Here is a 20,808-nt window from a genome sequence, read left to right as displayed (position 1 = left end):
AAAGGACCGCATGACGGTCCTTTTTCGTTTTTTGTCCGCTTTTAAAAAAGATTGAGCGCGTGCCGATGCATCACGCCATCCAGACGTCTTCGTAGCCGGCATCGTCGATGATGAAGCGCGCGCCGGCCGGCAACCGCAGATAAGGCAGAACCGATGGCAGGCAGGCCGACAGGTGCGCGGCATGCACCGGCTGATAGAAGTCGGCGGCGTCGGAATATTCGCCGCAATGGAAGAACCAGCCGACGTCGTCGCCTTCGGACAGCGCGATGCGCGTGCCGTAGACGGGCATGCGCCCGAGCGTCGACATCGCGACGGCAACCATCTCTTCGGGTTCGACGGCATGCAGCCCGTAACGGGCGCAAACGGCATCCTGTTGCGCGCGCAGCGCTGCCGGATCGTCGGCCATGTTCATGTCCTTCCTGTCGTGCGGCGAGTCAGTCGGGTTGCCAGCATAACCGTGGATCGGCGCCGCCGGTCGATACGAAATAGGCAGCCGCCTGCGCCGCCGTTGCGCGCTCGACGCACTGCCGCGCCGGATAACTGCCGCGCTGGCCGCCGCCACGAGTTCGATCGTTTCGTCTGCGGGCGCTTCGGGCGTCGTCAGGTTCAGCAACGCGGCGTCGATCTCCGATGCGATGAAGACGACGTATCGACTGTCGTTGCCACCGCCGATCGTCATCACCGTCGTGTCGCTCGCGTCGAAGGCGACGGTCGAGCGATCGCGGCCGTTCAGTCGTTCGATGGCCGCGATCGCTTGCGCGGGGTCGTCACACGGCGCCTCCGTCACGTGCGAACGGTTGCCGATGATTGTTTCCTCGATCACGGTCGTCGTTCGCATTCGCCAGCTTGTCATCACAACAGGATAAATGCGTCGTTCTCGACGTAGAAGACAAACGCATCGAGCAATTGTGCGACGCTCGGTTCGTCTACCTGATCGTGTGCGTTGATCACGATGTCCTCGATCGTCGCGCTGTCCAGCGTGACTTTCCAGCCGGATTGGGCCGCCATGGCAGGCGCAACGTCGGCTTCCGCGTCATCGGCGTCTTCGAAAAACGCCCCCTCGGTGTCGAGCGTCCACGGCATCGGCGGCAGGTAAAGCCACCCGGAGAAATCGCCGGGACGTTCGAGAATATGGTGCAGGGACACTGCGGTCGTGGAATCGAGCGACATGGGTATTGCGGTGGTATCCGGATTGATTGCGTTGCATCGGCCGCGAGCAACCTGCGGCAGGCCGTGATTATGCCAATTCCCTGCCCATGAGACTGGCCGGCGCTTGTGGACCGCTCACCGCTCCGGGCAAGCCGATCGAAACACGGTCAAATCAAAGCGAGCGCAAACATGGCATTCCCCTGGATTCGTGCATTGCCATGCGGAAGATCCTCCGTAGCAAGACTCACGCGTTCGGCGCCTACTGCGTCACGATGAAAAAGGTATCGATCGGCATCCTCGTTTTTTTCGGATGATCGAATTGCCAGAACTCCGGCGTAGAGAAGCCGTTCATCTCGAGCAGCTCGCTGCGTTTGTGTGCCGCATAATCGCTCGCCTCTCGCGACAGCGTAAGTACGATGCCATTCGGCCGAAACTCGATGCAATCGTCAGTTCCGAAGCAAAATCCCAATTCAATCGACCGTCCCGCACGTCGATCGAAAGCCTCCACGTTAATGGATGCATCGCCGTCCCAAGTACCAATCGCCGCCAGAAGGTGTTGACCGCAGTCGCCATCGAAAATGAACGTGACGCCGTTTCGATCGTGTGCAAGTTCAATCATTGCAAATATGTCCCTTTATCGCAGTCGGCGACTTGGATCAACGGAACTAGACCGATACGCTGCTTCGCGAGCGCGATCCTGACCGGGCGCCTGAAATGCGGCGTCGAGAAAGTGGTAGTGAATTGTCACTGGTGTCGGTTATTACTGTTGATAGCGAATCGGGAACTTGTAGTCGGCATGACCGGTACAAACCTTCGAACGAGGGGGTGGCATGGGCTCGCTGCATCTGGACGACGTCGCCGAGATTCAATACCGCGGATTTATCGACTTCGATACTGACTCCACGGCAGTCAGCATCCTGGAGCCGATCGCTTGTCGTGACCCGCCAGTTTGCCGGAAGCTCAAAGCTCGGACTATTGGCATGATGGAAAAATCGAGCATCTCTGAAATCACGCCCCTCGAGCGGACGCAACCTGCAGCCGGTTTGCGCGCCGCCATCCCGCGGTGAAATCGATTGCAATCAGGGCCAATTCGACTTTCGGCGCGGCGCGGTTGCGAGTAGTGTCTACGTGCCCGTATTCCGGCCGCCCCCGGGTCCGACCGATACCCGGCGCTCACCACACGACACTGAACACTGGAGATCTGCGATGAAACGTTCGAAGTTCCTGCTGTCGGGCTTGCTGCTCGCGTCGGCCCTCGGCTTCACGGCCGTCGCCGCGCACGCGGACGACCTGCTCGATTCCGTGAAGAAAGCCGGCGTGCTGCGCGTCGGCCTCGAAGGCACGTATCCGCCGTTCAATTCGCGCGGCACGTCCGGCCAGCTCGAGGGTTTCGACGTCGACGTCGCGAATGCGGTCGCCGGCAAGCTCGGCGTGAAGACGCAGTTCATCCCGACCGAATGGAGCGGCATCATCGCCGGCCTGCAGGCCGGCAAGTTCGACGTGATCGTCAACCAGGTCACGATCACGCCGCAGCGCAAGGAAGCGCTCGACTTCAGCCAGCCGTACACGTACTCGGCCGCGCAGCTGATCCAGCGCAAGGACGACACGCGCAACTTCAAGTCGCTCGACGATTTCAAGGGCAAGAAGCTCGGCGTGACGCTCGGCACCAACTACGACCAGATGGCGCGCACCGTGCCCGGCATCGAGGTGCAGACGTATCCGGGCGCGCCGGAGAAGCTCCGCGACCTCGCGGCGGGCCGCATCGAGGCGACGCTCGACGACCGTCTGATGCTGCCGTACATGATCAAGACGTCGAACCTGCCGCTGCGCGCGGGGGCGGTGCTGAACGGCGGCAAGCAGGAAATGGCGATCCCGTTCCGCAAGGGCAACCCGAAGTTCGAGAAGGCGATCAACGACGCGCTCGAGTCGCTGCGCAAGGACGGCACGCTGAAGAAGATCTCGACGCACTGGTTCGGCAGCGACGTGACGGTGCCGGTTGCGCAGTAAGCGGTTCGCCGCGCTTTCAATGCGTCACGTTCTTCGCTGCGGCGAAGGCGTGACGCTCGGCTGCATTCTTCTCTCCTCTCCCTCTGCTGTCTCTCTTTTCCGTCAGGCCGCCTCGTCGAAGCGGGCAAGCAGCATCTGGCCGATCGGCGTCAGCGCCGGGCGCGCCGCTATCTCATTCACGCGTACCTGCGTGTCGTCGACCAGCCGCTTTTCGACGAGCACGGCAAAGGCCGGGTTCGCGAGGTCGACACTGTCGGGCGCACGCGCAATGCGCAGCAGCATAGAGAATTCATGCGGACTCAACATGGTCCATGTCTCCTGATCGTACGCGGTGCAGTTCGATCGGCGTCGATCGCGTTTTCGAATGGAATGGATGCGAGGCAGAAGCCAATGCGCTGGCGGGAGCGAGATCCCGGGTGACCCTGCGCGACGCGGGCACGGCGTCGGATGCTGTCACGCACACCCGATCGCGAAAATGCTGCCGCGCCGGGAAGGTGCAACGTTAGACGTGCAGCGTGACGCGGGCGTGACAAGAAAAGGGGGATAACGATGGCGCTCGCGACATCGCGGCGCGCGACCCCATGAATAAAAAAGGGGTTACGGAAAACTCCGTAACCCCATTTCGGATTTGGTGCCGGCTGCAGGACTCGAACCCGCCACCTGATGATTACAAATTTCCTTGCAAATCAATAAGTTATTGAAAATCAAAGGAAAGTAAGCGTAACGAGGCGAAACCAAAAGTACTTTACATTCAATAATTTAGCGAAATTTATGCAAACAGCCGCAAACTAATGCGTGTACCTCTACTGCACCGGCAATCGAGGGGTTCCTACCGGTCAACCACGTCCCTCATATGTCAACAAAACAGCCCCCCGGATGTCGTAGAACGCCAAGGTGGGCCGGCGCCATGCACCCCGTGCCGGCTTCGTTGACACTTGGGGGACCGTTTGGACGGGCACTTACTTGTCGCAATCCGTCGAGAACTTGCGTCAACATTCAGCGCCGCCCCGCGCCGACAACGACTTGAGGTTTGATCTTGGCGCGGATCTGCTGATAGATCGGAATGTCCTCCTTGACTTCAAGCGTAACGGCCAAGCCATAGGGGATCACCTCATCCAAACGAACCGTTGCGTCCTTTTTGCACACCACACGAATTCGTACCGACTCCCCATCTTGGTACGCCGCGATAATGCTCGCTCCTTCAAGCACTTCGTGTTGGACTGTCCCTCTGAGCACCTGATTATGGTCGCCATCTTGGCGTTTGAGCTTCAAGGGAATGTCGTCCCACGTCGCACCGCCTGGCTCAAGTTCTAGTTTTGCTTCACGAAGGTTGCGATGATCCGGATTAATTGGGGTGAGCCACGCGAGCGTTACCACCAACCTCCGCCACAGCTTTCTCGCCGATAAATCGATAGGCAATGGGAAAGCGTACTCATGCACCTCGCCTTCGCGAATCTCACTGCAGCCAAGCACCGTTGCACGCTGCGCCGTACAGGTCAAGACACGCTCTATGTCTGTTGCGCCGTACCCAATATAACGAGCAAGGACCTCTTTGAATTGTCGCGAGTTGCGAGCATTCTTCAATGCAGTGGTCAAAAGCTCCTTTGCATCTTCAGGCTGCCGTGCGCCGTGGACAAGCAACGCCTTAATCACCACCGCTATCAAGTCTTCAGGCAAATCCTCCCGTTCCTGCTCTCGGAGTTCATGCAACATCTCATAGATTCGCGCGGCACCTCGCGTGGCCAGCGCAGTGGCGTTGCTGGTACCTCGCGTGAAAATAGCATTCGAAAGCTCGCCCTGTGTGCTACTGTCCCATGCCACCTTCTGTCCTGGCTGAATTGGCGACCTATCGATCCGAAATCTGGTGGTCCCATTCATTCTAGGTGTTTCGTAGAACTGCCTTCCACCTGGGAGAAGAACCTCGGGTTTGATGGATCGCCGAAACCCATGTCCAAGCCGCATCGCTGGGCTGAACAAACCTTCGTTTGGCATCACGTCTATCCGCGGTCGATCGGGATACGCCCCGGAATCATCACAGTGCAATGCGCCAACGGTAATCGCATTAATCGACTCAGCCGGCGAAAGCAGTCGTCGTGAGGAAAGCCCTTGCGCAATGGCCCTGATAGTTGTAATCGCCCGCTCTTCCTCAGACAATGCCGCAAAATCGGCGTAGCTGATGCCAATTTCAAGATCGTCCACATGATTGCCAGCGCTTACGCAGAACAACACCCGGTACTTCCAAGATAACCAGTCCAGAAGTCGAGCCCAAGGACTTGGCGTGTGAATGAATGGACGCTCTCCGTCACCTATAGACAGGTTAATTACCTTCACGTCCGGAGCCTGAGCCGGCACATTCGCGGCCCCTTCAAACATCCTTCGCACCGCAATGTGAATGCGGTCCTCGAAGAACACTTGATCGGGCATATGTTCGTCGCGCTTTGGATGATTGGGATCAGGCTGCATGATCGGCACACAGTAGACCTTTCTCTTCAACGGCTCGGTCTGCCCCGTACTGAGGTCACCATGAACGATCAACGAAGCCATGCTGGTGCCGTGCCGTCGCTCCCCCGGCTGATAAAGGCCCGCAAGGTCAAAGGGATCGTCGATCAGCAGTCGGTCCTTCAAGGCCGAATGGAGAAGAAGAGGCGCACCGTCAAGCAAAGCGACAATAGGTGGTAGGTCGGGCGCAGCCTCAGCAAATTCAGCTGGCTCCCCCTCCTCCTCGCTTGATATCGCCAAGCTTTGTCCGGTCGGCCGGAAATACATGATTCCGGAAAATTTGAACAGTTGGATATCGATGTCCGCCTCCGGATCATCGACCTCTTGCAGCAGTTGCCGTATCCTCTCGGCCGATAGTTCTGCTTTCACCGCATGGAAGGCAATCTCCTGCATGTCGATGAATGGCCCCAGCGTCCGTCCGCCCAAAGCCGCAAGCAATTGCTGTATAGCCTGTTCATTCTGCCGTCGCCTGGCATCAGCACGCCGATAGAAGAGTTCGATCTGGAAAGTAACTGGCTCTTGCGGATTTAGTGGCTCAATCAAATCGCGCCAGCGATCAATCATTCCAGTCTCTCGCAGCGTTTCTTCAATTCCCCAGCGCCGAATTACCAGCAACTGGGCGAAGACTTCGCCCCACTTTCCTTTCCCATGAGGTAGGGCTCGCCCTCGACTCCATTGATCCCAAAGAGAGAGCATCTCCCTCATTCCAGCCTCATTGCTCATGGAGAGGAATAGACGCCCCTTCATTAGCTTTTCAGTCCGATTCCCTCTGCCGTCGACTTCGTAAAAATCCTCATCAGGCTGAAGATCTTCGAGATCCCATTCTCCGAGCCACTCTAACCCTGCCGCGTCTACCGCCTGCTTAAAATCATTTACGCTTCCGGCAATCTCCATTACAAGCACGGCTTCCGGCTCCATCCCGGCAACAGCGCCCGCAATACTAGCTTGGTACTGCGCAAACGACTCTTGAAGCGTTTGAAGTTGGCCAACAACGCGTGCCACCTGCCTTGGCCGGCCTGGCACATGAGGTTTTCCCATTGGAAAACCACGCCCCGGATCCGGAGCCACGACACGTTTTTGTGGAAATACCAAAAGTGGCAGGTTCTCGGCCATACATCTTCCCCGGATATGTTTCGTCTATTTAGTCTTGTTGCTGGATCGGCGCCAGACGGTCACGCCATTGCTCCAACTTGGTCTGAGTAATCATTTTCGCATCATCCGCTCTCTGATCGAGCACGGCGCGACGCACAACAGAAAGACAGAATTCTTCAACTTCAGCAAAGTTCAAACCGAGCAGTCGCTTTGCGATTGTTTCTGCGGCAAATCCGAAGTTGACTTGACATCGTAAGGCTATCGACTCAATAAAACTAGTCAGCTGCGCTCGAGTCGGCGCCGGCAGCTCAATGCGTAACTGAAAGCGTCGCCACACTGCTCTGTCCAGCAACTCGGGATGGTTGCTTGCGGCAACGACTACGACGTAGTCCGGCAACTCATCCATTTGCAGCAGAAGTGAACTAACCACCCGTTTAATTTCACCCGTTTCATGCGTATCGCCCCGCTCTTTTCCCAAGGTCTCAAATTCGTCGAAGAAGAGTACGCAACGTTGAGTCCTCGCATAGTCGAGCAGATTTTTCAAGCGCGATGATGTCTCGCCTAAGTAGCTGCCGATCAGTGTCTCGTAACGCACAACAATTAATGGAACCATCAGCTCGCATGCCAATGCCTCCGCCAGTGTTGTCTTACCGTTGCCTGGTGGACCAGCCAATAGGACCTTATGGCGAGGTCTTAGATTGTGGGCATGCAACAGATCGGCGCGATGCTGTTCCTCGATCAATTCTTTCAATTGGGCACGGACGTTGTCCGACAGCACGATACTGTCCAGCCCTCGTTCTGGGGCAGTTTCGAAGAACAAGTCTTTGTACGCACCAGCGCCAGAACTAGTAGCGTTGCTCAATCTCATCGCAGGTGACTGTGACTGAAAAAGAGTAGCCTGCTGCAACGACTTCGCTAACCGATCCGCCAGAATACGATGCCCCTTGTCACGCTCCTCTTTGATCAACGATTCCGCAGCCCTGCGGAACGATGGCTGATCGCCACTGCTGGCTGCTTTGACCAGTTCCACCAAGGTATCAGCTTGTGCCATCAGCGCTAACCTCAACAATGTAAAAGGAAGCCTGCTTATCCTTCCAAGATGCAGGCAGATTAGATTTGAGCCGAAAGTCAACTTTGCGCGGCGAACATCTGAGGATGCCGCTCAATCTGGCAAAGGTGAGAATTCTCTTCAAGGCCGTCATGTTCTCTTTTGAGTCGGGGCGACCTTATAAATAGTCGTTCTCGATACCTTGAAGCGCTTCGCAATCTGACTGACGGAAACGCTCGGGTCGGCCATCAGCTTGTTGATTTCATGTATCTGTTGAGCATCAAGCTTTGGCTTCCGCCCGCCGGATCGACCACGCGCACGAGCAGCAACAAGACCGGCATGTGTTCGTTCACGGATCAAAACGCGCTCGAACTCAGCCAATGCAGCAAATACGCGAATGATCGGCTTGCCGTCCGCACCGCCCGTGCTTATTTCATCACCCAGGCTCTCAAGCGAAACACCTTGCTCTTCCAATTCATTCACCACACGAACAAGAGCCGCCAGATTCTGACCAAGTCGGTCCAAGCGCCAAACCACAAGAGTGTCCCCGGGCCGCAGCGCGCCGCGACACTGCTCCCATTGCGGACACCCTGCCGTCCTACCACTGGCGATCTCCTCATAGACGACAACACACCCGGATCGTGTGAGGGCGTCCCGTTGGAGGTCAAGATTCTCGTCTCCCGCGGAAGCTCGCGCGTAGCCGATCCTTTGATTCATTGACGTTTGCGAGACATTGAAAACTTGACGAGAATTTTGACAGAAAAACGAGCTGCTGTCCTTCAGCGTCGGCGAGTATACGCACGTTCACAGTGGGGATGCATCAACACATCGGCCTGCTAGGAAGCCCCGGAATCCGTCGATACCATACGCCGACGTCGATGCTCACGCTCGACAATCTGGTCAGGCCATGTAGACAATTCGTCATCAGTCAAATCGGCAAGCACGTCCGATAGGCGGACAGTGCAGACATACGCAGGGGGCTCGCAGGAGCCGTCATCGCAATCCAGGAATGTCGGTTCGTCGGAATTGGTCACGTACTACCCCTATTTGTGAGCGGACGCGCCGCAAGGATATATGATCAAGGGCATAGTACCGCCGCCGCTAATCTGGTGATCGCTAGAGCCTTGGCCGCATCGGCCGCCGGGATACGAAGCGAACACGCTATCGATACATTGGTGTAGGTGAATGCACTCGCAACTACTGGAGGGACAGGCTGTGACACGGCAAAAGCCAACCAGGGAGAGGGACCCTCTCCACCTCCTCGCGAATCAGGCCTCGCAGGCGACCACTATAGAGGAAATCTGTCGAGCTGCCGGTGACCTGGGTGACTCCCTCATTGAGGGCATTACGGTCGCAAACCGACATCCAGAAACAAACTTTGGCCGATCGGTTGGACGGGAGGTGTCACCGCCGTTCGATGACGCCTTGCAAGAATCAGGAAAGCCCGCGGCCAATTAATCAGCCGCGGCCCGGCACAGCTATCGTCAGTGTTGCTGCAATACTCGGCTCATCGAGGCTATCGCGTCGTTGAAATCGGCACGAGTAGCTCGGCCCGTTTCGGCTTGGTAGTACACAACCACAAACAGGTTTGCGACGGCCTCAGCCATCTGCGACAGCCCTCTCGCGGCGCCTTGATCCATAAATTCCAGGGCCGCAAGCTGCGTTACTGCGGAGCGGATAACTCGTTGCGCTTCAGTGTTATTCTCAGTTGCCATACTTCACCTCTCTATCAGGTGTTGCTACGTGGAAGTGCCGGCCGGTTGCCGCCGGCCGGTGCGCTCTCATGCATCAGGCAGAGGCTGTCGGTTGACGAATGCCGCCACCTCATCGTTCATGGGCGTCGCCTGATCTGCTCGGCCCGAGCTGCTGCCGGAAAAACTGGCCATCTCAGCACCATCCGATCTCCCAAAGTCAGAATCTAGTCGGATTTGCGACGCAATCTTGCCGCCCATGGTTTGGCCGATGCGCTCTCTCGCGGAGCCCATCATCGACACGGCTTTGTCTTGCGCGACCTGGCCGGAACCGTTCGCGAGGTTGTTGCCCATGTCGGCCGCAAAGCGGCCTGCGTTGCTCATGAACGAACCGAAGCTGCCGCTGCCGCCAGACGAGCTGCTGGCGCCGCTGCCACTACCACCACTGAGAGCGCCGGAGCCACCACTGCCACTGAACATGCCCGTCCCCTCGGCCATGTGCTGCTGCGCACCTTGGAATGCCGCCATGAGCGCAGATGCGCCGCCACCGCCACTCGTGGCACCGGCCATTACTGCCGAACCTGCCGATGCTGCAGCGCCAGCCGTCATAGAAGCCGCAGCCATTAACGAGCCGACGCCAACACCTCCGATCGAGCCAACACCGCCAACGCCAACGATGCCTGCGATCCTCGGCGGTATCTTGTTTGTGAGATACATCAGCACAAAAGCAGCGATGAGCATGACCGCCATTTCCTTGAGGTCAATGCCAGCGGCCATGCTGGAGTAATACTCGTTGATGAACGTCTTGCCGATGCCTATGAGGAGAAGCATTACCATCAGCTCCGCACCTATCGCCAAGACGTGCTTGTGAAAGCTGATAGCGATATCCGAGGTCCAGCGCGATCCCCCGAAGCCGAGGAAGAACACGCCACCGTAGATCACGATCCATGCCGATACGAAGACCAGGAGCAGATTCACGCCGACGATCGTCAGGACAAGCATCACGACCAGCGCCATGAGAAGCCCGACGACACTGTCGGTGGGTGACCAGACAGAAGACTGGTCGAGCGCCTTGGCAAAAATGTCGTAGCCAATTTGTACGATGCCGCCAGGCGTAAAGTCAGTCGCTTGGCCGATGGCCTTTGCGCCGATCATCCACATCGATTTGACGATGGCATCTCCGATCGCAGGGCCGTTGTACAGAATCCACCAGAAGAAGCCCAGCGTGCCGAAAAATCGAATCAACTCAGCAAAGAAATCTTGAATATCAGCGCGGCGCACCGCCATCATTCCGTACGTCCACACCATGCTGACGAGGGCCAATCCCCAGAAGAGCCACGATCCGTAGCTCACCATGACGTTGCCCCACGAGCTGGCCGCAGACTGGTACTTTCCCATCACCGAATCAACGACGTTCGCATTCATCGGTGCGGCAAGGGCAGTCGCAACGTGAAGGAAGATCATTGAACCGAGCACAATCAGCTTGCCTCTCTTGAAAAACATGGTTCTCATTGCATGGCCCTCATTGATTTTTCTTCGGCTGTTGAGAAGGTGCATCGCCCCACGTCCAGTTCTTCGGCGGAGAGCTGACGACATTGCTGCCGTCACGCAACTGCGCGGCGGAGGCCGCCTGTTTTGCCTCGACTGACGCCCCCTTGTCGTCACACCCGGCGAGAGTTACGAGGGACACGAGCACCCAAATAGCTACTCTCATTTCTGCCCCCTTATTGGAAAGTCCAGCTCTTGGGAGCAGAGTGGGTGACGTTGCTGCCGTCACGCAGTTGAGCGCCAGCGGCGGCTTGTTGAGCCTCGCGATCTGCAACGATCTGCGCACGCGTTGCAGCAGCAGCCTGTTGTGCGACGAGCAGCCCACGGAGTTGGAGAAGTTGATTCGTCTGAGCGCTGGCGAGCTGATTGGCCGCCTGGATGGCCTGCATTTGTCCCTGTGCGCTCGAGGCTTGCGCCTGTAACGAACGCAGGTTTGCCGCGTCCGTGACCAGCGTTTGTTGCTGCTGATCGACGCCCTTCAGCACGGCATCGTTTGCACGCTTTTGAGCTTCCGAGCCGTTCACTTGCGCATCGGCCAGAGCTTGCCGCTGGGCGTCCGTGCAGCCAGTCGCGGTGAAACATGGGGACGACCGGTAGTACGCCACGTCCTGATATCGCGACAGGTACGCGTCGATGTTGCCGGCCTGATTCTTGTAGTAATTCAGCATGTCCTGCGCTTGCAGGAGCTTGTTGATCGTGCCGTTCACCTGATCCCACACGTAGGCCGCCGGCGCCAGCGTGTTCTGGAGCATGTTCTGGTACTGCTGCAACTGCGTTGTGTATTGCTCGATTTGCTTCTGAACCGATTGCACGTTGTTTATCGCGCTGATCGTTGTCTGCATGACGTTCGTGACATCGATCACCGGGATACCGCCAGCATCGGCCGGTTGCGAAAAGATGCAGGAGATCGCGAATGCGACCGTTGCCGTTTTAGCGGCTAAAATTTTCTTCGTCATGACGATAGTCCTTCGGTATGTGGCCCCTGGAACATCGAGTAGCTTCGCCACGATAGCTACCGGTAGGTGACCAGAGCGACACCGATGCCCGGCCTCATTTTTTTTGATGTCACGGTGTCAGCACACTCGACCGTCGATGGACTGCCTAGCGTCTATGCCTTGTCGGCTCTCCGCCTCATCGCGAGCGACCTTTCTGCTTTGTCAAACCGTCCAGAGACGACAATTCACCGCCGCGGCTCTCCACGACCTCGCGGCGCATCCTTGCTAGCTCGATCTCCTGGCGTTCTGGCGGTTGCGAATTGAAACGATCGATCCGCTGTCGCAATGCGTCTGGCAAGTTCTGCCAAGCCTTACCTTGGTCTCCAAAGCCGTTTGCTCGCACCTTCCGACGATTCGCGGCCGCTTTGAATCGGCTAACTGCCTGTTGTGCAGCCTGCTCGACCTGCCCACGCGCTGGATCGCCTGCGATCGGCTGCTTGACCGAGTGACGGCTTACCGCTCGATCGCTACCTTTGATCGACAGCACTTCAAGTTGAGACATCGTGCGCAGACGATTCCGGGCCTGTGGAGGAGGTGCCTGGCCAACAGACTTCACCGCCGGACGACTGACCCGCGCAGGTTGACGGGCCGTCATGTACTGTTGGCGCAACCGCTCCATCGATGGATCATCGAACGTGATGGGAAGCCGCGTATCAATAGCCGCTCGAATGACGCGCGCTTTGAATTCCGCGCTGCCAGCGACCGTGATGCGATCGCCGTATCGCTCGACCGCCAGCCGTAGAGCCTGCTGCACACCCGCTTGGCCTGCCTGTGCAGATACCTGCAAGCGGTCACCATCGTCCCGCACGGCGCTACTGCCGGCTCGATAGATGATCGTTCCGGTCTTGGTGATGTTGTCGATTACGGGCACATGGCCAGGCTGCGACCGCCCCTCGGCCTTTATCGTGCGGCCTTGTAGGCCCTGGGCAGCCTCCCTGGCACGCAGCGCCGTCAGAGCCTCTGCGTTACCTTGCAAAGCCTCCTGCTTGAGCCAGTCGGCCCATGTATGCCGGCGGTGCTGCTCGTAGAGGCGCTGGCACTCGACCCGATGCTGCGTGTAGATTGCTTCCAGCTCCGATTTCAGGACACCGCTCGCTTGGGCATACAGCACCTTTTTCGTCAGGCGGCCGCCGCCCAACAGCTTGATTGCCGCGCGCCGAGTCTGCCCTTTCCTCTTGGCGTTCTCAATCTGCTTTTCCTTCTGACGGCGCAGCCCGACCAAGGCAGCCGCGCGCTCGGTCGTCGCACGCTGCTGGGCAATCTGATATTTCGCGTACAACTCCACGGTGTTTACACGCAGCCGTATAGGATCCTTTTGGTACTGGCGCTTCGACGAGACATCGGCCCGCCGCATCGGCAAGGACTCGAATGGACCATACCGGCCTTCCAGCTTCACTTTTGAGAAGTCGCGGCCCAACGTACTTGCCTTGATCTGCGTACCGTTACTGGCCTCGATCACCAGCCCGTTCCCTTTTGCCCGGATTTCCAGCCCGTTTGCACGCATGGCTTGGTGCAGTTCAGCCCAGCTCCGCGCACCTCGAATTTCTTCCAGGCACTCGCGCTTGATCCAGCCGATCAGGCTTTCGATGCCGGAATGCCTTTCCATGTCGGCCGCCCGCGACTCGGCACCACGCCGGCGCGGTGCATGGTTGTCGTGTTGCAGCCCGTAGCTCCGCTCGAGCACGTCGCACAGCTCGGCCAACGTCCGGTGCGGGTAATACGGTTCATGAATGGTGTTCCGCGTCGGGTGAATCTTGTTGATGGCAATGTGTACGTGCAGGTTGTCGGTGTCGTGATGCACGGCACTGACGCGCTGGTGATCGCTAAACCCGAGGCCTGCACATATCCGGGCCTCGATAGCTTCGAGCGTCGCAGCATCGGGCAGCTCGCCGGCTCGGAAGCTGACCAGTAGGTGATAGGTCTTGTCGCTCTTCGCCCTAGTGTTCGCCTGCTGGGTGGCGAGCACCTCAGTCACCGCGTCCCGAACCGTGGGGGCCGTGCAATTCGTCAGCCGCACCTCCCCAATTCGGTGCTCCTTGGCCTGGTCTGCCGTGATGTACTTCACCAAGCCTGCGAAATCACTTTTGCCGAGCGAGCGCATGGGAACGTGCTTGGCAATCATGGCTCGGCCCTCGGCCGCACTACTTTTTCCATGATGCGGCTCATCTCATCCCGCATCATTTCGATCTTGGACAACAACGCGTGGATCGTGGCCGGAGTAAACCCCGCCACGCGGGCATCGTTCGTCAGCCAGAGTTTCAAGAGGCCTCCAAGACGACCCAGGTCGCCATTCACGCGAACCATCTCGCGCACCTGCGCTGCGTCGATCACTCCTTGGATGCGATAGCCCATCCCGACCAAACGCAGATAGGTAGATGCGCTGTGTCCACTTGCATTCGCCATCGCCTCTATTTCGGCACGTTCTTCCGGCAAGCAGTAGACCTTGATCGGCGAGCAACCCTTGCGGGTCACGTTCTTCACTTTGACTTCCAAGGGCGTCCCCATTACTCGTTTCCGGCTCTGCCAACTTGCCTCGCAGAGCGGGATGTCCGTTGAGCACCGAAGGTGCGAATAAGGAAAGTGAAGTAGGAACGCCGGCTTGCCGGTGGGACTACTTCACACATCCTGCCCTGAGATAGCCTCCGTAGATTGCCGGTAAAAACGTGCATCAATGCCTGTTTTTCACGTTGAGAATTCTGCAATCGACCGTGTTTTTCGCAGGTACGGACCTGCAAAACACCTCGTCTTTCCTGTTGAACCAGAGATTTCGCGACCATCATCCCGAGAACGCCAAGATCCAAGAGAGATTTCATGTGAATCACGGCTACGCGGATAAAACTAGTTGTTGCCTGAAGTCGCATGTTTGAGGACTCCTTTGGCTATTGCTTGCCGCATCATCGTCGTGTGGTCGCGTGAGTCCATTGGCTCCGTTGAAGCAGCACAATTTCCCAGCCCCATCTGTGCCCGTGTGGATTGGGTCGTTGGTACGAATTCGCCAGCGCTGGCCTTACGCACGAGACCGGCCAAATAGCTTAGCGGGTTGCTTTGCACTTTCCCGGCGCATAACTTCGCCGCCAGTTCATCAAGCAAGTTCTGCGCGTCGGCACTTCCGAACGGAACCAGGCACTTCGCCGCAAATGCGCGCTCCTCGGTCGTCAACGAAGCCGGGAATCTGAGTGCGGTAGTAGTGTTAGAGATAGAGTTAGCGTTAAAGGTAGTGTTAACGCGCGCCCTATCCATAGGGTATTGATAGGGTATCGATACCCTGTCCATTGGCGAGCGGCCGCCCGTAGCAGCTTCGACGGTTCCTTGAAGTCCTGCCCTCATTGTCGATCCGGGCGACGTGCTTTCACCAGGGTATGACGCGGGTACCGATACGGTATCAGTACGGTATGGGTCCGACGTCGATCCCCTGAACAGCAAGCCGCTCTCGACTGCGAGCTGATGCTCGACTGATGCGCGAAGATCGCCGTGCTTCTTACTGCCATGCGCAGGAAGGCGCGCAAGAAAATCTGCGACAAACGATTCGCGCCACTGCGGCGGAATGTCGGTAATTTGTTCAATTGTTCGTTGCCGCAGGGTTCCCCCGACCGACATGCTGGCTGAGTTGTGGTCCCACCATATTCGAACCCAAACGAAACTCGATTCCGGCTCGAATTCGACGAGTTCGGCATCACGTAAGCGCAGGAGGACGGGAACCATTTGCGACTCTGTATCCCATCCCATCTCGGATGCGGCAATTCTCGGGACTATCTGGTAGACGCCGATGATGTTGCTGAACGGCCCCGTGAGGAGATACGTCAGCATCGCTCGATCCTCTTGGGTCCGGCCAGCCATCTTCGGTGAGCGCCAAAATGCGACGTCATTAATCGTGCGCTGGCGTCCCATCACGATGCCTCGTCGAGAAACTTCGCCAGTTCCGAGGCTCTGAACATCACGCGCCGACCGAGACGGATCTTCGCGGGCCTGAGCTTCGTAGCCAGTTCGCAGTCGCGGTTCAGCGTGACCCGTAGGCCCGTTACGCTACGGTTGAGCAGCGTCGCACAATCAGACAATGTAAGTAGGACTCCATATCTACTGACCAACATCTCTTCTGTCTTCGTCATCAAGCTTCTCCACCCAGACTGATGGACATCAGGGCTCATGAGTCGGGGTAGCGAACTATCCAAGTTCGAAGGCATACCACCGGCACGATGGCCCGAAACGCACGTTAATTAATAGAGCTTCCACATAAACACACGTTAATTCTTTCAAACAAACGGAAGTTTTGCAAGCAATTGATTTTAAAGAAAAAAGTTTAGCTAAACCATTTTTAAAATATTCAGCTCAACATTCTCATGGCATAAAAAAGCGCGACTCAACGGTCGCGCTTCGGCGTTCGATTAGATGAGCGGAGGAAGCCGAAATTTTAGATTCTTCGTGGATTTCCGTGGATGTCGCTTGTCGACTGCGGATTCAACCCGTCGATGCAACGAATTGATGAAATCGCTCAGCCGGTGTGTCGAAGTCTAGTGTCTTTCGCGGACGCTCATAGAGCCGCAGACTGTCACGCGAGATGCTTGGCCTCTTCATAGTGGGGTGATGACATGTCCCTCAATTGCACCAACATCCGTCTGTGAAAATCCGTTAGCCAGTGATACGGCGACGTGTCCCCCGGCGTCTCCAAATGGCGCTCCACGTTGAGCTTGAGATCCGCTGCCGTCTCTGGATAGCTAAAATCACTTCCGGCACTGCTCCACGAGAATGCGTCGACCTTCACTTCGAGCTCATAGCGTCCACTCGAGGGGGCGTAGATCAGTCGGGCACCTCTGGTCGCTGTTTTAGAACGCGGATTGTCTCCCCATCTCACGTCATACCTGTCGTAGTCGACCGCCGAGCCGCTCTCGTGAAGTCCGATGCAGCGATCCAGAAGAGCAATGAGGGCGACAATCTGGCGGTTTTCAGGAAGCGTGAACTGCATATGGTTACGCCAGGCGTTCAACTCATCCGTCTCCTTGTAGATCGCGAGCATGCTTGCGTAGGAGATATCGATAAGCGAATCCTCTTTCGTCCTGGCGATCACCCCTTCCTTGGAAAGGCTGATGGGCATGAGAAAGAGCTTTGCGCTTTTCTTGAGGCGCTTCACCAATACGTCCGCACCAAATTTGACGAGCGGCAACTGGACGTCGACCAGGATGTTCAGACGTCGAAGCGTCAGATAACCTCTTGAATTCATCGAGCTTGTCGTCCGGTGAAAACCAGACTTGTACAGGGCCTTGATTGCGGCTGGCATTGCGGGCTCCAGCACAGAAATCAAGGAGCTTTCCCCCGCCAGCTTCACCTTCGACGTCTTCAGAATCTCCACGACGGTATTGACCGCGTTTTGTCTTGCAGTGTCGCTGGTGTCCAAGTATTCCGGCTTCATGGGTTCCTCAAAAAAATCGGGCCATCAAGCATTATAGGGGCAGCTAATAACGTGGTATCCAAGCAGACAAACGACATATGCTAGGCGTCGATCACGACCGTCGCTGATGAACGCCGTAGCCTATGACTTGCCGGATTGAGCCGGTACATGAACGTCTGGCACTTTGGGTGTAGCCAACGATCGAACGTCCACGTGAGTGCGCATGCCAACGGCAGTAGGTGGCCGAACGCCGACGTTCCTCCCCGCATTCCCCGGAAATCCACGATGAGCCAAATTTTAGCCGCTAAAATCCAGCACTCACATCCACTAATGCGATTGGACTACGCCTATTGCTTCCCCACCGTCGCTTCGCGATGCCGATACGTCTCTGCAACGAAGTCGATGAAAGCTACTGCAGACGCGACTGCCAACCTAGCGTGGCGTGGTTGCAAGCCTCGATATTGCCCATCGCGACCGTGTCCGGTTCCGTAAAGACCTCTCAACTGAGCCAGATGGTTGGTGAGCTGCGTAAGATTGCGGAGTATGTGCCGAATATTATCCGCGCCCTTTGCTTCGTCGCTAACCCCTTCAGGAACAAGTTGAAGTTCTTTTGAGAGCTTCTTCGTCAAGTCCCCCAAGTCTTCGGACTTTGTGAATGCCACGCCTCTTTTCGTCAATATCGTCTTACAACACGACTCGACAAGTTCCTTTGCCGTTCCGATCGCAAGCGCAGGATCGCGATCGACGGCGTTCTCCAATCGTTGAATCTCCTTAGCCATCCATCCGGCGTCCAGCGCGTCCGCAACTGTACGCGCTCGCGACACTACGCGTGAGTCGTTACCCGAAGCTTGGCGGTATGCGAAGCGCGGTCTACCAGCGATGAGCTCCTCTTCGTAAAGCTCCCATCCGACTTGGCGCAGTTGATCGTTGAAGTGCGAAACGAGCTTGATCACTTCGTCGCGATCTGGTCTAACAATCGGATGCACAACTTCGCACAAGAACCTCAAGAAGCTATCCGCAGGACCACCGACAAGGTTGAACGATCGTCCGAATACACCCAGTCGAGATCCCAGTCGTCGTTGTTCATGCGGTGCTGCCAGATATCTCTCGCAGCGTCCTTGAAGCGGCTATCGCGGGAAGGAAGCTGCTGCAGATCGTATAGCCGGCTCAGAAACTCAACATCATTGAGCTGCCCGTACCACGCTACGCTCTCGAGCCTCATCCCATCGAGGATATTGATACGCACCTGGCGCGGTACACTCGAGTCCGTCACACGCCAGTCCTTACGCCGAACTTTTGCCGGAACAATCCTTGCGGAATACCAGTCTTGAGTATCGTGCTCTAAAGCCGTTTTCAACCGTGCGGTAATTTGCTCTTCGAGCTGCGCTCGCTTGGCGTTCAGGCGAGCGAATTCCTGCGGCGGCACTTCGAGTTGCACCTCCCAGATTTCAGTCCCGCCATTCCAGTTGTCATAGCCGGTCTGCTCCGCCCGACCGGGATATTCGCGCACAATGTTTGCTGCTTCGTCCATCCCTTCCGCCTGGAGAAGCGTATAGACGGTCGCCAGCGCCTCTTCTAAATTTTGCTCGTCCATGCATACCCTCAAGTCAGAAAACCGCTACGAGGTAGGCGTAACGCTCTCTATGTCCCGACCCTGTCCAGCTTACTTACCAAGTCTTCCGCTCGCAGATGCGTGTATCGCTTGAGCATCTGCATCGACCGATGCCCACTTATCGCGGCGACCTCCTGATCGCTCAACCCCATTTCCACCAGGCGACTGACGGCCTCATGTCGTAAGTCGTGGAAATGGAGATCGTCAAAACCAAGATCGCGAACAATATCGGCCCAGAGCTTCTGAAACACGTATGGTTTGCGCTTCTTGTCTCGACCAGGCTCTCCGAAGAACACGAGATCGGTGTCGATCGGCCGAATCGGATTGTCCAGCGCCGAACGCAACGTTTCGGCTGCGACACGCGTCAGCGGAACCATGCGAGCGGAGCCGTTCTTGGTGTCCTTGAGAGTAACGACGCGTCGGTTCAGATCGACCTGTGAGCGGCGTAACCCAGTGATCTCTGACGATCGCATGCCTGTTTCGACAGCCAATCGCACGATCCAGCCGAGCATCGGGTTGCTATGGGCGTCGGCAGCCGCGAAAAGACGTTGCTGTTCGTCACGACTCAATCGCCGGTCCCGGCCGGCACCGGGACTCGGCTTGCGAACGTTGGCGATGGGATTGAAAGTCAGGCCAATTCCCCACTCCTGAATCGCCATCCGGAAGAGATGCCCGAGCATCGCAAGCTCGAGGCGAACCGTGTTGTTTGATTTGCCTGCCGCGAGGCGTTCATCGCGATACTTGGCAACGAGCTCGGCGCTAACGGCCGCCATCGAATACTTCCCGAAAAATGCCTCGAGATGCTTCGCAGAAAAGCTCTCGCTGCGCTGCGTGGTCGCCTTCTTGGTAACCGACACCTCTTCCATATACCGCTTCAGTGCGGCTGACACCGTGAGTTTTTCGGAGGGAGCACGCGACAGGTAGACACCCCGAACCATCTCATCTTCGGTCCGGCGCGCCCAATCCTCGGCGTCACGTTTGGTGCGGAAGGTCTTGGCCGTGGTCGGCCAACCGATCTTGCGGATGACTGCCTTCCACGTGCCGGAGGGCGTCTTGACGATGGTTGCCATGTACCTGTTCTGAGAGCTGACTGTACCGAAAATGTACTTTTCAACGCCCAGAATGCACAAGGGGTTACGTGAAATTCACGTAACCCCTTGATTTCATTGGTGCCGGCTGCAGGACTCGAACCCGCCACCTGATGATTACAAATCAACTGCTCTACCAGATGAGCTAAGCCGGCGTAGCGCGAGATTCTACCTCATTTCACGATCTTGAGGCGAGGTCTGCTCCCGCCTTTCGAGCCGTCGCCATCGGTTTTCGGCGGTTCGTCGGCACCTTCGGACGGCTCCTCGTTCGCGCCGCTGTCGGCGACCGGCGCCAACGGCGGTACGGACTCGTCACGCTGCGCGTCGTCGGCCGGCACAGCGTCATCGTCGAACGCGCCCGAATCCTCGCCTTCGCCCGCGACCGCATCGACCTGGAACGCCATGCCCTGCCCGTTCTCGCGCGCATAGATCGCGAGCACGTTGGCCACCGGAATCTCGATCTTGTGCGCCTTCCCGGAGAACCGGGCCGTGAACTCGATCCACTCGTTGCCCATCTGCAACTGGCTCGTCGCCTCGAAGCTGATGTTGAGCACGATCTCGCCGTCACGCACGAACTGACGCGGCACGCGCGTCGAGTTGTCGACCCTCACCGCGATATGCGGCGTGTAACCGTTATCGGTGCACCACTCGTACAACGCGCGCAGCAGATAAGGCTTCGTTGAAATCTCTTGCATC

The 20,808-nt window shown here is 57.3% G+C and carries 20 protein-coding genes, 1 tRNA gene and 1 pseudogene; 2 read left to right on the top strand and 20 right to left on the bottom strand.

Annotation, left to right across the window (positions count from 1 at the left end; all coding sequences use genetic code 11):
- Nucleotides 1-70 precede the first annotated feature (70 nt).
- The 3 genes from HWW87_RS37345 to HWW87_RS34310 form a co-directional block, all read right to left on the bottom strand.
- Complete coding sequence (locus HWW87_RS37345) at nt 71-838, bottom strand: hypothetical protein (protein WP_244107398.1); 768 nt, start codon at nt 836-838, stop codon at nt 71-73.
- Nucleotides 839-852: 14 nt separating this feature from the next.
- Nucleotides 853-1,170, bottom strand: coding sequence for a hypothetical protein (locus tag HWW87_RS34315; RefSeq protein ID WP_175823990.1), 318 nt, complete (start codon nt 1,168-1,170; stop codon nt 853-855).
- Between the two features lie 238 nt (nt 1,171-1,408).
- Nucleotides 1,409-1,768 carry a hypothetical protein gene (locus tag HWW87_RS34310; RefSeq protein WP_175823989.1) on the bottom strand — a complete coding sequence of 120 codons (360 nt, stop codon included), beginning with the start codon at nt 1,766-1,768 and terminating at the stop codon, nt 1,409-1,411.
- 211 nt (nt 1,769-1,979) lie between these two features.
- Here HWW87_RS34310 and HWW87_RS34305 point away from each other — a divergent pair, with 211 nt between their 5' ends.
- Both HWW87_RS34305 and HWW87_RS34300 read left to right on the top strand, forming a co-directional pair.
- The gene (locus HWW87_RS34305; RefSeq protein ID WP_175823988.1) at nt 1,980-2,216 is read left to right on the top strand and encodes a hypothetical protein; all 237 of its coding nucleotides are present in this window, start codon (nt 1,980-1,982) and stop codon (nt 2,214-2,216) included.
- 139 nt (nt 2,217-2,355) lie between these two features.
- Nucleotides 2,356-3,156: a transporter substrate-binding domain-containing protein gene (locus HWW87_RS34300; RefSeq protein ID WP_175823987.1), complete on the top strand. Its 801-nt coding sequence runs from the start codon at nt 2,356-2,358 to the stop codon at nt 3,154-3,156.
- A 102-nt stretch (nt 3,157-3,258) separates the two neighbouring features.
- Here the strand turns inward: HWW87_RS34300 and HWW87_RS34295 are convergent, their stop codons facing one another.
- From HWW87_RS34295 to HWW87_RS34220, 17 genes and pseudogenes are all read right to left on the bottom strand, one after another.
- Nucleotides 3,259-3,462, bottom strand: a complete 204-nt coding sequence (locus HWW87_RS34295) for a hypothetical protein (RefSeq protein WP_089466519.1) — start codon at nt 3,460-3,462, stop codon at nt 3,259-3,261.
- A gap of 690 nt (nt 3,463-4,152) precedes the next feature.
- Nucleotides 4,153-6,768, bottom strand: coding sequence for a S8 family peptidase (locus tag HWW87_RS34290; RefSeq protein ID WP_175823986.1), 2,616 nt, complete (start codon nt 6,766-6,768; stop codon nt 4,153-4,155).
- A 28-nt stretch (nt 6,769-6,796) separates the two neighbouring features.
- Nucleotides 6,797-7,798, bottom strand: a complete 1,002-nt coding sequence (locus HWW87_RS34285) for an ATP-binding protein (protein ID WP_175823985.1) — start codon at nt 7,796-7,798, stop codon at nt 6,797-6,799.
- 147 nt (nt 7,799-7,945) lie between these two features.
- Complete coding sequence (locus HWW87_RS34280; RefSeq protein WP_175823984.1) at nt 7,946-8,512, bottom strand: recombinase family protein; 567 nt, start codon at nt 8,510-8,512, stop codon at nt 7,946-7,948.
- 767 nt (nt 8,513-9,279) lie between these two features.
- Nucleotides 9,280-9,510, bottom strand: coding sequence for a type I toxin-antitoxin system ptaRNA1 family toxin (locus HWW87_RS34275; protein ID WP_175823983.1), 231 nt, complete (start codon nt 9,508-9,510; stop codon nt 9,280-9,282).
- A 66-nt stretch (nt 9,511-9,576) separates the two neighbouring features.
- A complete protein-coding gene (gene trbL / locus HWW87_RS34270; RefSeq protein ID WP_244107397.1) occupies nt 9,577-11,043 on the bottom strand; it encodes a P-type conjugative transfer protein TrbL in 1,467 nt (488 codons plus the stop codon).
- 167 nt (nt 11,044-11,210) lie between these two features.
- Nucleotides 11,211-11,990, bottom strand: a complete 780-nt coding sequence (gene trbJ / locus HWW87_RS34265; protein WP_175823982.1) for a P-type conjugative transfer protein TrbJ — start codon at nt 11,988-11,990, stop codon at nt 11,211-11,213.
- 175 nt (nt 11,991-12,165) lie between these two features.
- The gene (gene traI / locus HWW87_RS34260; protein ID WP_175823981.1) at nt 12,166-14,151 is read right to left on the bottom strand and encodes a TraI/MobA(P) family conjugative relaxase; all 1,986 of its coding nucleotides are present in this window, start codon (nt 14,149-14,151) and stop codon (nt 12,166-12,168) included.
- On the bottom strand, nt 14,148-14,534 hold the full coding sequence (traJ, locus tag HWW87_RS34255) for a conjugal transfer transcriptional regulator TraJ (protein WP_059557079.1): 387 nt from the start codon (nt 14,532-14,534) through the stop codon (nt 14,148-14,150). Before traJ ends, traI begins: the two co-directional genes overlap by 4 nt.
- A 333-nt stretch (nt 14,535-14,867) precedes the next feature.
- Complete coding sequence (locus tag HWW87_RS34250; protein ID WP_175823980.1) at nt 14,868-15,836, bottom strand: hypothetical protein; 969 nt, start codon at nt 15,834-15,836, stop codon at nt 14,868-14,870.
- Nucleotides 15,837-15,916: 80 nt separating this feature from the next.
- The gene (locus HWW87_RS34245; protein ID WP_175823979.1) at nt 15,917-16,135 is read right to left on the bottom strand and encodes a DNA-binding protein; all 219 of its coding nucleotides are present in this window, start codon (nt 16,133-16,135) and stop codon (nt 15,917-15,919) included.
- A gap of 440 nt (nt 16,136-16,575) precedes the next feature.
- The gene (locus HWW87_RS34240) at nt 16,576-17,433 is read right to left on the bottom strand and encodes a hypothetical protein (RefSeq protein WP_175823978.1); all 858 of its coding nucleotides are present in this window, start codon (nt 17,431-17,433) and stop codon (nt 16,576-16,578) included.
- A 326-nt stretch (nt 17,434-17,759) separates the two neighbouring features.
- Nucleotides 17,760-18,191, bottom strand: a complete 432-nt coding sequence (locus HWW87_RS37340) for an abortive infection family protein (RefSeq protein WP_244107402.1) — start codon at nt 18,189-18,191, stop codon at nt 17,760-17,762.
- A gap of 45 nt (nt 18,192-18,236) precedes the next feature.
- Nucleotides 18,237-18,634: pseudogene (locus tag HWW87_RS37335) on the bottom strand (hypothetical protein); the annotation flags it as partial.
- A 419-nt stretch (nt 18,635-19,053) separates the two neighbouring features.
- Entirely contained in the window at nt 19,054-20,094 is a 1,041-nt protein-coding gene (locus tag HWW87_RS34230) for a site-specific integrase (RefSeq protein WP_175823977.1), read from the bottom strand.
- A gap of 97 nt (nt 20,095-20,191) precedes the next feature.
- A tRNA-Thr gene (locus HWW87_RS34225) sits at nt 20,192-20,267 on the bottom strand.
- A gap of 18 nt (nt 20,268-20,285) precedes the next feature.
- Nucleotides 20,286-20,807, bottom strand: a complete 522-nt coding sequence (locus HWW87_RS34220) for a ClpXP protease specificity-enhancing factor (RefSeq protein ID WP_175823976.1) — start codon at nt 20,805-20,807, stop codon at nt 20,286-20,288.
- Nucleotide 20,808: the final 1 nt, after the last annotated feature.

Source organism: Burkholderia sp. BCC0419 (genome assembly GCF_902830285.1).
In the GTDB taxonomy this organism is placed as follows: Bacteria; Pseudomonadota; Gammaproteobacteria; order Burkholderiales; family Burkholderiaceae; genus Burkholderia.
The sequence above is the reverse complement of the archived record's forward strand: the minus strand, read 5'-3'. Positions and strand labels throughout refer to the sequence as shown.

What these genes read in the sequence shown, in the direction of transcription:
- HWW87_RS37345 (WP_244107398.1), bottom strand. Translation starts at nt 838, where the DNA reads ATGCGAACGACGACCGTGATCGAGGAAACAATCATCGGCAACCGTTCG.
- HWW87_RS34315 (WP_175823990.1), bottom strand. Translation starts at nt 1,170, where the DNA reads ATGTCGCTCGATTCCACGACCGCAGTGTCCCTGCACCATATTCTCGAA.
- HWW87_RS34310 (WP_175823989.1), bottom strand. Translation starts at nt 1,768, where the DNA reads ATGATTGAACTTGCACACGATCGAAACGGCGTCACGTTCATTTTCGAT.
- HWW87_RS34305 (WP_175823988.1), top strand. Translation starts at nt 1,980, where the DNA reads ATGGGCTCGCTGCATCTGGACGACGTCGCCGAGATTCAATACCGCGGA.
- HWW87_RS34300 (WP_175823987.1), top strand. Translation starts at nt 2,356, where the DNA reads ATGAAACGTTCGAAGTTCCTGCTGTCGGGCTTGCTGCTCGCGTCGGCC.
- HWW87_RS34295 (WP_089466519.1), bottom strand. Translation starts at nt 3,462, where the DNA reads ATGTTGAGTCCGCATGAATTCTCTATGCTGCTGCGCATTGCGCGTGCG.
- HWW87_RS34290 (WP_175823986.1), bottom strand. Translation starts at nt 6,768, where the DNA reads ATGGCCGAGAACCTGCCACTTTTGGTATTTCCACAAAAACGTGTCGTG.
- HWW87_RS34285 (WP_175823985.1), bottom strand. Translation starts at nt 7,798, where the DNA reads ATGGCACAAGCTGATACCTTGGTGGAACTGGTCAAAGCAGCCAGCAGT.
- HWW87_RS34280 (WP_175823984.1), bottom strand. Translation starts at nt 8,512, where the DNA reads ATGAATCAAAGGATCGGCTACGCGCGAGCTTCCGCGGGAGACGAGAAT.
- HWW87_RS34275 (WP_175823983.1), bottom strand. Translation starts at nt 9,510, where the DNA reads ATGGCAACTGAGAATAACACTGAAGCGCAACGAGTTATCCGCTCCGCA.
- trbL (WP_244107397.1), bottom strand. Translation starts at nt 11,043, where the DNA reads ATGCACCTTCTCAACAGCCGAAGAAAAATCAATGAGGGCCATGCAATG.
- trbJ (WP_175823982.1), bottom strand. Translation starts at nt 11,990, where the DNA reads ATGACGAAGAAAATTTTAGCCGCTAAAACGGCAACGGTCGCATTCGCG.
- traI (WP_175823981.1), bottom strand. Translation starts at nt 14,151, where the DNA reads ATGATTGCCAAGCACGTTCCCATGCGCTCGCTCGGCAAAAGTGATTTC.
- traJ (WP_059557079.1), bottom strand. Translation starts at nt 14,534, where the DNA reads ATGGGGACGCCCTTGGAAGTCAAAGTGAAGAACGTGACCCGCAAGGGT.
- HWW87_RS34250 (WP_175823980.1), bottom strand. Translation starts at nt 15,836, where the DNA reads ATGCTGACGTATCTCCTCACGGGGCCGTTCAGCAACATCATCGGCGTC.
- HWW87_RS34245 (WP_175823979.1), bottom strand. Translation starts at nt 16,135, where the DNA reads ATGACGAAGACAGAAGAGATGTTGGTCAGTAGATATGGAGTCCTACTT.
- HWW87_RS34240 (WP_175823978.1), bottom strand. Translation starts at nt 17,433, where the DNA reads ATGAAGCCGGAATACTTGGACACCAGCGACACTGCAAGACAAAACGCG.
- HWW87_RS37340 (WP_244107402.1), bottom strand. Translation starts at nt 18,191, where the DNA reads ATGGCTAAGGAGATTCAACGATTGGAGAACGCCGTCGATCGCGATCCT.
- HWW87_RS34230 (WP_175823977.1), bottom strand. Translation starts at nt 20,094, where the DNA reads ATGGCAACCATCGTCAAGACGCCCTCCGGCACGTGGAAGGCAGTCATC.
- HWW87_RS34220 (WP_175823976.1), bottom strand. Translation starts at nt 20,807, where the DNA reads ATGCAAGAGATTTCAACGAAGCCTTATCTGCTGCGCGCGTTGTACGAG.